This window comes from Nonomuraea sp. CA-143628 (assembly GCF_050942315.1).
GTDB lineage: Bacteria > Actinomycetota > Actinomycetes > Streptosporangiales > Streptosporangiaceae > Nonomuraea.
The window spans coordinates 9,804,457-9,817,072 of sequence record NZ_CP192072.1 but is presented as its reverse complement, the minus strand read 5'-3'; the positions used below and the strand labels follow the sequence as shown (position 1 = coordinate 9,817,072).

The following is a 12,616-nucleotide window of genomic DNA, read 5'->3' as shown; positions in this document are numbered from 1 at the left end:
CGGTTCGCGGTCATCCACGCCTCCGCCCGGGTGCGCGTCTCCCGCGCCCGAGTCCGCGCCTCCTGCACCCGGGCAGACGGCTTCACCGAAGGGCGGCTGGAGTCGGGCATCGCCCTGGACGGCCGGTTCCTGCTGGAGACGGAGTTCACTCGGGTCGGCGGCTACGAGGCGGCCCGTGAGCTGGCCGGACGTGGGCTCGAAGGGACCGAGGTCGTCTTCGCTGTCAACGACGTGATGGCGACCGGCGTGATGCGGCCTCCGCCACGCCGGGGTGGTGCTGGGCGGGCGCAGAGTTCGAGGGGTCCGAGGGCTCAGGTTCCGTGCGGATCGAGACGCGGGTGATCCTTCGCGACAGTACCCCTCCCCGGGCTCGTTGATCGCGAGCCGTATTATCCGCTTATGTCATCGCTGTGCCTCCCACCTGCCGATACCGCATTGTCCGCCTACACCGGCTGGACCCGGGCGCACTGGGAGGCCGTGGCGGATCACCTGCTGGAATCCGTGGTGCCATACGCCACCGACGACTTCGCGCAGTACCGCATGCCGGGCAGGGAGAGCCGGTCGGGGCCGGTGAGTGACGGCCTGGAGGGGTACGCCCGCACGTTCCTGCTGGCCGCCTTCCGGATCGCCGGGGCGGGCGGCGCGGTGCCGCCCGCTCTCCTTGAGCGGTACGCGCGGGGGCTGGTGGCGGGGACCGACCCGGCGCACCCTTATGCCTGGCCGCCGCTGACCGACATGTCCCAGCCGCTGGTCGAGGCGGCCTCGATCGCACTGGCCCTGCACGAGACCCGGCCCTGGCTGTACGACCGGCTGTCCCCGGCCGAGCAGGAGCGGGTGGTGGCCTGGCTGGCGGGTTTCGTCGGCAGGCGGACGCCGGACAACAACTGGGTGCTGTTCCGGGTGGTCGTCGAGCAGTTCCTGGCCGAGGTGGGCGGGCCGTACAAGGCCGATGAGATCACCGGCGGCCTGGAGCGGATCGAGGACTGGTACGTCGGGGACGGCTGGTACTCCGACGGCGCGGGCAAGAACTTCGACTACTACGCGGGCTGGGCCCTGCACCTCTACCCGCTGCTGTGGGCCAGGATGGCCGGGGACACGGCCCGCCTGGAGCGTTACGGCGAGCGGCTGCGGGCCTTCCTGGGCCAGTACCAGCACCTGTTCGCCGCCGACGGCGGGCCCGTGCACCAAGGGCGGTCGCTGACCTACCGGTTCGCCACGGTCGCGCCGCTCTGGCTGGGCGCGCTGACCGGCTCCTCGCCGCTCCCGCCCGGCCGGACCCGGCGGATCGCCTCCGGGGTGCTGCGCCACTTCGTCGAGCGGGGCGTGCCAGACGAGCGGGGGCTGCTGACGCTCGGTTGGTACGACACGTTCCTGCCGGTTACGCAGAGCTACTCGGGGCCGGGCTCGCCCTACTGGGCCAGCAAGGCGTTCCTCGGTCTGCTGCTGCCCGCCGAACACCCGGTATGGACGGACGCCGAGGTCCCGGCGCCGATCGACCTGGCGGACCAGGCGGTGACGATGCGCCCGCCGGGGTGGCTGCTGCACGCCACCCGAGAGGACGGCGTGGTCCGGCTGGTCAACCACGGCAGCGACCGGGACCGGATCCAGGACCCGTCAGGGGTGCCGGATCCGCACTACCTCAAGCTCGCCTATACCAGCCACACCGGCCCCAACCTGGCCGAGGCGGTCGGCAAAGAAGGAGAGGTGACCGGCGGCGAAGGGGCGGGAGCCGGTCTCGAAGGGAAGGTTGCCGGAGCCGAAGGGCAGGCGGTCGATTTCGACAGGGCAGTGGTCGGTTTCGAGAGGGCAGTGGTCGGTTTCGACAGGGCAGTGGTGGGTGTCGACAGGGCAGTGGTGGGTGTCGACGGGGAGGTGGTCGTCGTCGCGCCGGACGGGGCCGTCTCCCGTAGGCGCCGCATCGAGCCGCTCACGGCGGGGGACCGGTTCGCCGCCTCCGCCTACCGCGACGACCTCCCGGCCGGGCCGGTCCACGTGGTGACGGCTTCGGTGGTGGACGGGGCGGCCGAGGTACGGATCCACCGGGTCACCGCGCCCGCCGGACACCAGGTCAGGGACGGTGGCCACGCCATCGCCGGGCAGGCGCCGCCCACGGCGCGCGGCGGCGAGCTCTGGGCGTCGGCTCGGCGGGCGGACGGGCTGGTCAGCGTGGTGCGCGGGCTGCACGGCTACACGACGGCCGGGGTGGCGACCGCGACGGGCGCGAACGCCTTCGGGCGGCACTCGGCCACCCCGTACGTGCTCGCGGACGCCCACCCGGGCGGAACCGCCGTGTACGTCAGCCTCGTCCTGCTCACCGGCACGGCCGAGCCGCCGCCCCCGGAGGTGCGGGTCGACGGCGACCAGGTCACCCTCGGTCTGCCGGGCGGCGACACGGCGACGGTCCGCCTCACCGAGACCACCTCCACCTGCGTCCGCCTCACCGACACCGCACGTGAAGTGGCACCCCGCGTAACCGTTCACCCACCTGAGGAGCCTGCCTGATGTCACGGCCACCCGTCGCGGTCTTCGCCATCGCGCCCTGGGCCTTCCACGACGTCTTCCCCGTCGACCTCATCGACCGGTTGCGGGAGTCGGTGGAGGTCGACGCGACGGTGACGTTCACCTCGTTCGAGGGAGAGGCGGCGGCGCGGGCCCTGGCCGACGCGGAGTTCCTGCTGACCGGGTGGGGCTGCCCGCGGATCGACGCCGAGGTGCTGGAGGCGGCGCCTGGCCTGCGGGCCGTCGTCCACGCGGCCGGCTCCGTCAAGGCGATCGTCGATCCTGTCGTGTTCGAGCGGGGGATCCTCGTGTCGTCCGCCGCGGCGGCGAACGCCGTGCCCGTCGCCGAGTACACCATCGCCATGCTGGTGCTCGGCGCGAAACGGGCCTTCGAGCGGGCCGGTCACTACGCGGCCGGCGCCGACCGGTCGGCCTGGCAGCAGGGGGCGGGCACCGGGCTGTACGACTGCACCGTGGGTGTGATCGGGGCCTCCCGGGTGGGCCGGCACGTGCTGCGGCGGCTGCGTGACTTCGAGGTCGACGTCCTGCTGTCCGACCCCTACGTCTCGCCGGAGGAGGCGGCCGAAATGGGGGCCGAACTGGTGGACGTGGACGAGCTGTGCCGGCGTGGTGACCTGGTCACCGTGCACGCCCCGGCCCTCGCCGAGACCCGCCACCTGCTGGACGAGCGCCGTCTCGGCCTCCTGCCGGATCAGGCCGTCGTGATCAATACCGCCCGCGGCTCGCTGATCGACACCGAGGCGCTCACCAGGGCGTGCGGGTCCGGCCGTATCTCGGCCGTGCTCGACGTGACCGAACCCGAGCCGCTGCCTCCGGGCCATCCCCTTTTCGGCCTGCCCAACGTGCTCGTCACCCCGCATGTGGCGGGCGCGCAGGGACGCGAGTTGCGGCGGCTCGGCGCGTACGCGATCACCGACCTTGAACACTTCATGCGGGGACGCCCGATGCGCGGCCGGGTGACGGCCGAGCAGCTGGCTCGCCTGGCCTGACGACCTGCCGAAAGCCGAAATCAGCCGAAAACCTTTTCGCAACGTTCGCCAAGGCAGGCCGTCGCGCCGATTGACATGGCCCTTATATCGGTTTACGTTGCCGAAAACCTTTTATATCGCCGATTCGACAGAAAGGATTGTTAGCGCTACCACAACCAAGCGCTAGGTTCGATCACTCCCCCCAAGCGTTCGATCGGATCGGATCACTCTGCATGAGAAGAATCATCACGGCCCTCCTGCTCATCGCGGGATCACTCGTCTTAGGCGCTCCCGCGCAGGCTGCCCAGACCATCGGATACCCCACCTTCAACGGCCCGTCGATCCCGGCCGCGCCCGGTTCGTACACGACCGGCAACATGATGCAGGCCATCTACGACGCGGAGAGCTCGGGCACGGACTTCTGGATGGACCGGCTGCTGGCCCGCCCCGGCAACGACCCGGCCGGAACCTGGCTCATGTCCCGGGGACGCGCCCTGTTCATGAAGACCCACACACCGGGCACGCTCGGCTTCGCCGGCCAGGTGGCGTACTGGGAGAGCATCAGCAACAACAACGCCTACACCGTCGCCATCACCCCGGGCACCTTCACCGAGCAGGTCAACTCCCGCTGGCAGGCGCCGAGCTACTGGAAGAGCGTGCACACCAGCGGCTCGATCACGGTGAACCAGACGAAGTTCATCACCAACAACAACGTCGCCGTGACGAACCTGTCGATCACGAACGGCGGCTCCAGCTCGACCACCCTGCAACTGCGGGCGACCTCCCCGTACGCCACCTCGGGCAGCGGCAGCGAGCTGACCGGGCAGGTCAACGCCTACAACAACCTCACCACGATCTATCCCCGGCTGACCGGTGACGGCTTCACCGTCTCCAGCGGCGGCCTGAACAGGTCCGTGACGATCCCGGCCGGAGGGACCGTGACCGCCAAGGTGGTCATGGGCTTCGTCACCAACGAGATCCCCGAGTCGCGCACCGAGTATGACGCCTACGCGGGCTACACCAATGCCACAGCCTTCGCCACCCACGTACGGGCCTACAACCTGTGGTGGGCGCAGAACGTGCCCTACATCGACGTGCCCGAGCCGGCCATCAAGAAGAACATCTACTACCGCTGGTGGCTGATGCGCTTCAACAACCTCGACGCCGACATTCCCGGGCAGACGTTCCAGTTCCCCACCTCGACCGAAGGCGTGCTGGGCTACAACAACGCCATCGCGCTCACTCAGCCCATGCACATCGACGACCTGAAGTATCTACGCAACCCGATCTACTCCTACGGCGACTGGCTGAGCGTCGGGCAGATCTCCAAGAACGGCCGCTTCCTCGACAATCCAGGCGATCCCGAGAACTGGTCCAACAGCTACACCCAGTACATCGCCGAGGCGGCGTGGAAGAGCTACCAGATCCACGGCGGCCAGCCGGCGATCGCCGCCAACCTGGCGCGCTACGCCGAGGGGGACGTCAAGGGCCAGCTGTCGTACTACGACCACGACAACAACAAGCTCATCGAGTACGACTGGGGCGCCCTGACCGGCAACGACGCCGACGCCGTCTCCTTCCACTGGAAGCCCGGCAACATGGACCGCGCCGAGTCGGCCTACCAGTACAGCGGCGCGCTGGCCGCCGCGCAGGCGTACGAGGCGGTCGGCAACACCGCCAAGGCCACCGAGATGCGCACGCTCGCCACGCAGATCCAGAACGCCATCGTCAACGTGCTGTGGAACCCCAACCGGCAGCTGTTCGAGCACCGGCTGAAGTCCACCAACGAGTGGGTGCCGTGGAAGGAGATCAACAACTACTACCCGTTCGCCGTCGGCGCCATCCCCAACACGTCGACGTACAAGCAGGCGCTGCGTCTGTTCGACGATCCGGCGCAGTATCCGATCTTCCCCTTCTACACCGCCAACCAGGCCGACAAGGCGGCCTCGGGCACCGGCAGCAACAACTTCTCCACGATCAACTCCACCGTGCAGTTCCGCCTGCTCTCCTCGGTGCTGCGGAACTACTCCAACTCGTGGATCGACGCGACCTGGTACAAGAAGCTGCTGTACTGGAACGCCTGGGCTCAGTACATCAACGGCAACACCCAATACCCCGACGCCAACGAGTTCTGGGCCGACTGGAACGGCTCCTCGATCACCTATCGTTCCTGGATCCACCACAACATCCTGGGCAGCAGCAACTGGACCGTGATCGAGGACGTGGCCGGGCTGCGCCCGCGCAACGACGCGAAGGTGGAGCTCTCGCCGATCAACATCGGCTGGCCCAACTTCACCGTCAACAACCTGCGCTACCGCAACGCCGACCTGACCATCGTCTGGGACGACCCGGCGGACGGCGTGGTCCGTTACCCGGGCGTACCCGAGGGCTACTCGATCTTCATCAACGGCAGCAGGGTCGCCACGGTCAACTCGCTGGTGCCGTTCACCTGGGATCCGGCCACCGGTGACGTCACCACGAGCGGCACGGTCACCTATCACGTGTCCTCGCCTGGGCTGCAGGCGCCCGCGCAGGTGACGCAGAGCAGCGCCCGGATGGTGGACCTGCTGGCCAAGGCCGGGGTCGACCTGACCGCCAACCTGACCAACCTGGCCCAGGGGGCGAGCGTCTCGACCTCCTCCACCGCGTCGGGCAGCACGGCCGCGGGCGCGGTCGACGGCTTCCCGATCAACGAGCCGTTCTGGGGCGGCACGGGCGCCAGCCAGGACTGGTACGAGGTGAACTTCGGAGCCGCCCGCACGCTCAACGAGGTCCGGCTCTACTTCAAGGACAGCCGCCCGGCCAGCGCCACCTACCGGGCACCCGCCTCGTACGACATCCAGTACTACAACGGCAGCGCCTGGGTCAGCGTGCCCAGCCAGGCCAAGAGCCCGTCGGCGCCACGGGCGAACTACAACGTGGTGCAGTTCCCGGCGATCAGCGCCCAGCGGGTACGGGTGCTGGCCAACAACGCCTCGGGAGCCAAGACGGGGCTCACCGAGATCAAGATGTTCAACCGTGGCGGCACCCAGCAGCCGCCGAGCGGCAACCTGGCCGCCTCGGCGACCCCGTCGGCGTCGAACACCTCCTCCTGGGAGAGCGTCGCCGCCGTCAACGACGGGATCGACCCGCCCTCCTCCAACGACACCGTGAACCCGCGCTGGGGCTGCTGGCCGGAGACCGGGCAGCAGTGGGTGGACCTGACCTGGTCCTCGGCCCAGAACCTGAACAAGGCGGAGGTGTACTTCTTCGACGATGACGAGGGCATCGACATGCCCGCGTCCTGGAAGCTCCAGTACTGGAACGGCAGCGCCTACGTCGACGTGCCCGGCGCGAGCGCGTACGGGCTGGCCAAGAACCAGTACAACACCGTCAACTTCACCGCGACGAACACCACCCGCCTGCGGGTGCTGATGACCGGCAACGGCACCAGCTCCGTCGGCCTCCTGGAGGTCAAGGCGTACGGACCGTGACCGGCGGGGGCGTGCCTTTCGGGGCACGCCCCCTTCACGGCCTCAGCCTTGGGTGTCGATCCACACGCTGATCGTCGTGTGCGGGCTGATGCCGGTGTAGGAGGTGGCTCCGGCGGGCGCCCACGGGCCCTCGATGGGGATGAGCCCGACCTCCGGCAGGAAGTGCCGCTGCAGGACGTGGATCCGGTGCTCACCGGTGCCCGAGGTGCAGTAGCTGGAGGCCCACCGCTCCGCGGTGTTGAGCTGGTAGCTGCAGCCGGTGGGGGCGGCGAAGGCGCTGGGTCCCAGGCCGAGCACCAGCCCGATGGTGAGGGTGAGCGTCGCCGCCGAGGCGGACCATTTTCTCGCGTTCATACCAATCTCCTGGGTTCGGCGAGAATCGTTTAGGAAAGTTTCCTAAGAATAAATAGGTCCGTCAATGGGGCGGAAAGATCCAAGCGACCTCGGTCTGGCGGTCGCCAGGTCACCGCGGTGAGCGGTCAGCGGGGTGGGATGGTCCACGTCACGGTGCGGGTCAGCTGCCCGCGCGTGGTGTACGACCTGGCCCAGCCGAGCTCCTCGAAACGGCCGTTCTCCTGGTTGATCCACCCGGTCTTGGCGCCGTTGTCGTCGTACTTGTTGAAGTTGTACCGGTCGTGGGCGTGGACGGTGATCTCCATCGTCGCCTGGTTCCCGTCGATCCGGACGTTCCCGCTGCCCCAGATCGAGTGGCTGCCCAGGGCGCCGTTCCAGTTGTCCGTCTCGGTCTCGGCCTTGAGCGGCTGGCCGGTCATCTGGAACTCCGACCTGCCGCTCTCCCGGTAGAGCCGCTCGGCCTGCTCCTGGGCCTGGCGGACCGCCCCGTCGACCGACTGGCGGACGCTCTTGTCCTCGTCGTACGCCTTCTGGTAGTCGACCTCGAAGTCGGTGCCGGAACCATCCAGATAGTGCTTGACCGTGGCGGCGGCGTCGTCCCAGCCCGGCATCGCCTCCTCGCCATGCATGAGGCCCCGCCACTTGTACCAGTTCGCGTAGTCCTCGGTCGTGGGCTTGGCGTCGGGGTCGTACGGCCAGGGATCGTCGAAGTGGATGCCGGGGTCCTGGGGCGGGCCGATGCGGTATTTCCCGGTGAACGGGGCGCCCTTGGGGGGAATCGGTGAGTCGTGCGGGTGGCGCTCCGGCCGTTCCTCGTCCAGGAACAGGGCGCCTCCGGACGCCGCCAGCATTCCGGCGGGCCCCAGCGCCTTCTTGAGCCGCGAGGCCGTGGCCACGGCCGGGAACTTGGGCGGCTTGGCGCCGAGCAGCCGGCGCAGGCGGGTCTCCAGCGCCCGGATCAGCGTCCGGCCGAAGTAGCGCTCCAGCTTGCGGCGCAGGGTGGCCACGGCCTGCCGGGCGAAGGTGCGCAGCATCCCGACAGTGGCCCGCGCCCGCAGCGCGGCGAGCCCGCCGGAGATCACCGCCGAGGCCAGCGCCCAGGTCAGGGCGATGAGCACGTACATCGCCAGCAGCTTCAGCAGCAGCTTGAGTATCTCGATGAGCCGGGCGAGCAGGTCATGGGCGTCCGCCATGGCGTGCAGCGAGGCCGCGAGGCTGTCCAGGTGCCCGGAGCCGGGCTCGCTGTAGTCGGCCCAGTAGGCGTTGACCGCGTCGATGTGGTCGCCGGCGTTGTTCGTGCCGGCGCGCGCGACGGCCCCGTGCGCCGCGGGGCTCACCTCGCGCTGCAGGGAGATCGCGCACGTACGGTACGCCGTCGCGCACGTACGGATGCCGTCCTCATCCTCTTTCGGCCATTCCACGCCGAGCAGCCGGAACCCCGGCTCCAGCTCGGGCGTGAGGGTCACCGGCATGAGGCCCGCCTCACGAACCCGTCGCCCGGACGGCCTCCTCCGCGGCGGCCACGCCCTTGCGCAGGTCGTCGGCCATCACCTCGATGCCCGTGCCGGTGGCGTGCAGGTTGTGATGCGTCTGCCCGCACGCCTGGTGGAGCAGCTCGTTGAGCTGGTCCACGGCCGTGCCCAGAAGGGTGCCGCCGAACGCCGATCCGCCGCTGCCGCCCACGGACAGGAGCAGGCTGTCGGCATGGCGCCGGAACAGGGCGGCGGAGTCCTTCATGTGCCGCCCGGCGCCGCTCAATGCTGCGTGGTCGAAGAGAAGCTCCTGGCCCAACGGTCACCCTCATGCAGACACAGAGGCACCTATAGCCCCTTTTGTCCCATGCTAGACCAGGCGTGAGCATGGCCGTTTCCTGCAAGACCGTGGCACGGTGACCGGGTCATGATGAACGCATGAACATCGATCTTTCCGTGGCCGCCGACTTCATGGCCACCCACGCACGGGTCCTGGACCGCCGCCGCTTCCAGCTCCTGACGGGCGAGCGCGATCCGGCCGCCGCGCTGGCCGCACTCGACGGCTACCGCAATCCGGACGGCGGCTATGGCTGGGGCCTGGAGCCCGACCTGCGCGCGCCCGAGAGCCAGCCGGGGGCCGCGGCGCACGCCTTCGAGGTGTTCGAGGACGTCGCACCGGCCGCCTGCCCGCGGGCGAGCGAGCTGTGCGACTGGCTGGAGTCGGTCTCGCTGCCCGACGGCGGGCTGCCGTTCGCCCTGCCCTGCGCCTCGAACGCCGGCAACGCCCCCTGGTGGGCGGGTGCCGACAGTAAGGAGTCCTCGCTGCAGATCACCTCCGTCACCGCGGCCGTCGCGCACCGCGTCGCCGTGCATCTGCCCGAGGTGGCCGCGCATCCGTGGCTGGAGCGGGCCACCCATTACTGCCTGGACACGATCGCCGCCCTCGACCGGCAGCCGCCCGCGTACATACTCGCCTTCGCGCTGCGCTTCCTGGACGCCGTGCACGACACCCACCCGGAGGCCGCCGGGCTGCTCGAGCGGCTGGGCGCCTACCTGCCGGCCGGCGGCCAGGTGCCAGTCGAAGGCGGCACCGAGCACGAGAGGCTGCGCCCGCTGGACTTCGCGCCGTTCCCGGACCGTCCGGTGCGGGCCCTGTTCACCCCGGAGGCGATCGAGGCCGACCTCGACCGCCTGGCCAGGACGCAGAAGGACGACGGTGGCTGGACCGTCGACTACGCCCAGATCTCACCGGCGGGCGTCCTGGACTGGCGCGGCCACGTGACCGTCGGCGCCCTCGGCATCCTGCTCCGCAACGGGCGGATCTGACGACATGTGAGTGGCATGTGCGGGCGGGCTGATCGCCCCGCCCCGGCTTCCGCGCACCGATAGGCTGCTCCGCACTGCGGTGACGTATCCCCTGTGCAATGCTGCGCTGAATGTGCCAGAAGTGAGCAGCTCCGGACTCTTGACAGGAGCGTTGGTGCTCGATTTACTCCGAGGAACGCCGGAATCGAGCACCGGCCCCAGAGGTACGCCTAGCCGGTAAGTGGCCACCGCCACAAGCCCGGACTAAGTCGCCAGGATCGCTGTCAGCGTCCGAGGCGGGGACGTGCCCCCTATCGTCTGGAGATGCCGACGATGAGCCCCACCCGTAGATGCTTAGGCGCTGCCGTGGCCCTTTCGGCCGCGTTGGTCGCCGTCCCCTCGACCGCCTCGGCGGCCGCGGTCACCCTGCCCCCCGTACATGCCGGGTTCGACTACCAGATCGGCGGCGCGTACACGCCGCCGACCGGGGTCGCCGTGGTCAGCAGAGACCGGGGCGCCGCGCCCGCCGCGGGGCTGTACAACATCTGCTACGTCAACGCCTTCCAGGTCCAGCCGGGCGAGGAGGACGACTGGGACTCCGACCTGCTGCTGCGTGACGCCAACGGCAAGGTGGTCATCGACGAGGACTGGGGCGAGGCGCTGCTGGACCTGCGGACCGACGCCAAGCGCAAGCGGGTCGCCGCGAAGGTGAACGGCTGGATCGACGGCTGCAAGGCCAAGGGCTACCAGGCCATCGAGCCCGACAACTACGACAGCTACACCCGCTCGAAGAAGCTGCTGACGGCCTCGAACGCCCAGGCGTACATCCGGCTGCTCAGCACCCACGCCCACGCCCAGGGCGTGGCCATCGCCCAGAAGAACACCTCGGAACTGGCCGGATCGCGCGTCGCGAACGGGCTCGACTTCGCGGTCGCCGAAGAGTGCGGCACCTGGGACGAGTGCGGGGACTACACGGCGGCGTTCGGCAACAACGTGATCGTGATCGAGTACACCGCTTCGGGCCTGAAGAAGGCGTGCTCGGGCTGGGGCACCAAGCTGAGCATCGTCCAGCGCGACGTCGACGTCTCGCCCAAGGGCTCCAGCGGATACGTCCGCAAGACCTGCTGAAACGGTCTTCTGACCCACGGTTTTCGGGTCCCACGGTTTGGGTCTTTTGACCCACGGTTTTTGGAGGTAGAGATGGAGCGCGTTGCCCCACCGCCCTCCCGCCGGGACGTGTTGCGCGGCGGGTATGCCCTGGCGCTCACGGCGGTGGCGGGAACGGCGCTGGCCGGGTGCGCGAGCGGCGCCGGCAACGGTGTCGGCGCCGACGGGCGGGTCACGATCGAGCTCTGGCACGGTCAGACCGACACCGCCAAAGAGGCCATGGCCCGACTGGTGGCCGACTTCGAGCGCGCCCACCCCGACATCCGGGTGGACATGGGCGGCGGAGTGCTGGCCGACGCGATGCTGCAGAAGATCACCGCCGCTCTCGCGTCCGGCTCCTACCCTGACATCGCCTACATCTTCGGGTCGGACCTGGCCAACGTCGCGCGCAGCCCTCAGGTGGTGGATCTGACCAGCATGGTCGAGTCCGGTCCCACGCCGTGGAAGGACTTCTGGGCGCCGGCGCGGGCCGCTGTCACGGTCAACGGCCAGGTCCGCGCGGCTCCCGCACTGCTCGACTCGCTGGCCGTCGTCTGCAACAAGAAGGTGTTCCGCGACGCCGGGGTGCCGCTGCCCCAGCCGGGCTGGAAATGGCCGGAGTTCATCGAGACGGCCAAACGGCTGACCGACGCGGGCCGCGGCCGGTTCGGCACGGGCTGGCCGGGCGCGGCCGACGAGGACACGGTCTGGCGGCTGTGGCCGCTGATCTGGGACCTGGGCGGCGACGTGATCGGCAAGGACGGGCGCGGCATCGGGTTCGCCGACGCGGGCGTGCAGGCATTGCAGGTGGTGGAGTCGCTCGCCAAGGACAAGAGCGTCTACATCGACCCCAAGCCCGGCAGCGAGCAGATGTACCAGGTGTTCCTGTCCGGCCTGATGGGGATGTCGATCACCGGCCCGTGGCAGCTGCCCGACATCCAGACCGCCAAGATCGACTATCAGGTGGTGCCCCTGCCCACCTTCAGCGGGCGGCCGATCACGATCTCGGGCCCCGACACCTGGACCATGTTCGACAACGGTGCGGCGCGCGTGAAGGCCAGCCGTACCTTCCTGACCTGGCTGATGCAACCCGCGCAGGACGTGCGCTGGGACGTGGAGGCCGGCAGCCTGCCGCTGAGCCGCTCCACCCAGCAACTGCCCGCCTGGCGCAAGCCGGAGGCGGAGACCGAGGGTCTGCCGGTGTTCGTCAAGACGCTGGAGACGGCCCGGGTACGCCCCACGCACCCCGCCTACCCGCAGATCTCCCAGGCGCTCGGGCAGGCCGTCGTCGCCGTGCTGCTCGGCAAGAGCACCCCCGCCGAAGCGCTGCGCACCTGTGCCGAAGAGGCCAACGCCGCCCTGCTCATCCCGCGTTGAG

Annotated in this window: 10 protein-coding genes; 7 read left to right on the top strand and 3 right to left on the bottom strand. The window is 69.5% G+C overall.

Annotated features, from left to right (window positions below; genetic code table 11):
- The first annotated feature begins 30 nt into the window (after window positions 1-30).
- The 4 genes from ACQP2T_RS44485 to ACQP2T_RS44470 all read left to right on the top strand — a co-directional run bounded on the left by ACQP2T_RS44485 (window position 31) and on the right by ACQP2T_RS44470 (window position 6,961).
- Complete coding sequence (locus ACQP2T_RS44485) at window positions 31-342, top strand: hypothetical protein (RefSeq protein WP_433510881.1); 312 nt, start codon at window positions 31-33, stop codon at window positions 340-342.
- A gap of 57 nt (window positions 343-399) precedes the next feature.
- Window positions 400-2,502 (top strand): DUF2264 domain-containing protein, encoded by a 2,103-nt coding sequence (locus tag ACQP2T_RS44480; RefSeq protein ID WP_433510880.1) that lies wholly within the window; start codon window positions 400-402, stop codon window positions 2,500-2,502.
- Window positions 2,502-3,509, top strand: a complete 1,008-nt coding sequence (locus tag ACQP2T_RS44475; RefSeq protein ID WP_433510879.1) for a hydroxyacid dehydrogenase — start codon at window positions 2,502-2,504, stop codon at window positions 3,507-3,509. The genes ACQP2T_RS44480 and ACQP2T_RS44475 overlap by 1 nt, the downstream gene beginning before the upstream one ends.
- Window positions 3,510-3,721: 212 nt before the next feature.
- Window positions 3,722-6,961 (top strand): galactose-binding domain-containing protein, encoded by a 3,240-nt coding sequence (locus ACQP2T_RS44470; RefSeq protein ID WP_433510878.1) that lies wholly within the window; start codon window positions 3,722-3,724, stop codon window positions 6,959-6,961.
- Window positions 6,962-7,003: 42 nt separating this feature from the next.
- Here ACQP2T_RS44470 and ACQP2T_RS44465 read toward each other — a convergent pair whose 3' ends face one another.
- The 3 genes from ACQP2T_RS44465 to ACQP2T_RS44455 all read right to left on the bottom strand — a co-directional run bounded on the left by ACQP2T_RS44465 (window position 7,004) and on the right by ACQP2T_RS44455 (window position 9,106).
- Window positions 7,004-7,315, bottom strand: coding sequence for a hypothetical protein (locus ACQP2T_RS44465; RefSeq protein ID WP_433510877.1), 312 nt, complete (start codon window positions 7,313-7,315; stop codon window positions 7,004-7,006).
- A 125-nt stretch (window positions 7,316-7,440) separates the two neighbouring features.
- The gene (locus ACQP2T_RS44460) at window positions 7,441-8,787 is read right to left on the bottom strand and encodes a hypothetical protein (RefSeq protein ID WP_433510876.1); all 1,347 of its coding nucleotides are present in this window, start codon (window positions 8,785-8,787) and stop codon (window positions 7,441-7,443) included.
- 10 nt (window positions 8,788-8,797) lie between these two features.
- The gene (locus ACQP2T_RS44455; RefSeq protein ID WP_433510875.1) at window positions 8,798-9,106 is read right to left on the bottom strand and encodes a hypothetical protein; all 309 of its coding nucleotides are present in this window, start codon (window positions 9,104-9,106) and stop codon (window positions 8,798-8,800) included.
- A gap of 119 nt (window positions 9,107-9,225) precedes the next feature.
- Between ACQP2T_RS44455 and ACQP2T_RS44450 the strand changes: the two genes are divergently transcribed.
- The 3 genes from ACQP2T_RS44450 (at window position 9,226) to ACQP2T_RS44440 (ending at window position 12,615) form a co-directional block, all read left to right on the top strand.
- Window positions 9,226-10,113 (top strand): hypothetical protein, encoded by an 888-nt coding sequence (locus ACQP2T_RS44450; protein WP_433510874.1) that lies wholly within the window; start codon window positions 9,226-9,228, stop codon window positions 10,111-10,113.
- A gap of 345 nt (window positions 10,114-10,458) precedes the next feature.
- A complete protein-coding gene (locus ACQP2T_RS44445) occupies window positions 10,459-11,220 on the top strand; it encodes an endo alpha-1,4 polygalactosaminidase (RefSeq protein WP_433510873.1) in 762 nt (253 codons plus the stop codon).
- 72 nt (window positions 11,221-11,292) lie between these two features.
- On the top strand, window positions 11,293-12,615 hold the full coding sequence (locus ACQP2T_RS44440; RefSeq protein WP_433510872.1) for an extracellular solute-binding protein: 1,323 nt from the start codon (window positions 11,293-11,295) through the stop codon (window positions 12,613-12,615).
- The last annotated feature ends 1 nt before the right edge of the window (window position 12,616 follow it).

Coding starts and splice junctions, on each gene's coding strand:
- ACQP2T_RS44465 (WP_433510877.1), bottom strand. CDS start 7,315: ATGAACGCGAGAAAATGGTCCGCCTCGGCGGCGACGCTCACCCTCACC.
- ACQP2T_RS44450 (WP_433510874.1), top strand. CDS start 9,226: ATGAACATCGATCTTTCCGTGGCCGCCGACTTCATGGCCACCCACGCA.
- ACQP2T_RS44475 (WP_433510879.1), top strand. CDS start 2,502: ATGTCACGGCCACCCGTCGCGGTCTTCGCCATCGCGCCCTGGGCCTTC.
- ACQP2T_RS44440 (WP_433510872.1), top strand. CDS start 11,293: ATGGAGCGCGTTGCCCCACCGCCCTCCCGCCGGGACGTGTTGCGCGGC.
- ACQP2T_RS44460 (WP_433510876.1), bottom strand. CDS start 8,787: ATGCCGGTGACCCTCACGCCCGAGCTGGAGCCGGGGTTCCGGCTGCTC.
- ACQP2T_RS44470 (WP_433510878.1), top strand. CDS start 3,722: ATGAGAAGAATCATCACGGCCCTCCTGCTCATCGCGGGATCACTCGTC.
- ACQP2T_RS44480 (WP_433510880.1), top strand. CDS start 400: ATGTCATCGCTGTGCCTCCCACCTGCCGATACCGCATTGTCCGCCTAC.